The 223-nt window shown below is 53.4% G+C and carries 1 protein-coding gene; it reads left to right on the forward strand.

Annotated elements, in window-relative coordinates; genetic code table 11:
• Positions 1–223: hypothetical protein (locus B0E34_RS22880; RefSeq protein WP_228423115.1), on the forward strand; the 223-nt coding region annotated here is incomplete at both ends.

The following is a 223-nucleotide window of genomic DNA, read 5'->3' on the forward strand; positions in this document are numbered from 1 at the left end:
TCGTGTTTTTCATCACCACGCTAATGGCTTCGGTGCTGCTGACGATGGCTTTTGAACGGCTCATTGAAGGTCTGGCGTGGTCGGCCATGGCACCGATCTCCTCGAGTATCGCAGCCGCGTTTACCTGGATGCCGCCGGTGGCAGTAACGGTGTGTTATTACGTGTTCTGGTGGCTTCACCTGCTGATTCTGCTGTCTTTCCTTATTTATGTGCCGCAATCGAA

Origin of the sequence: Chryseobacterium mucoviscidosis (genome assembly GCF_002177115.1) — a bacterium.
Lineage (GTDB): Bacteria > Bacteroidota > Bacteroidia > Flavobacteriales > Weeksellaceae > Chryseobacterium > Chryseobacterium mucoviscidosis.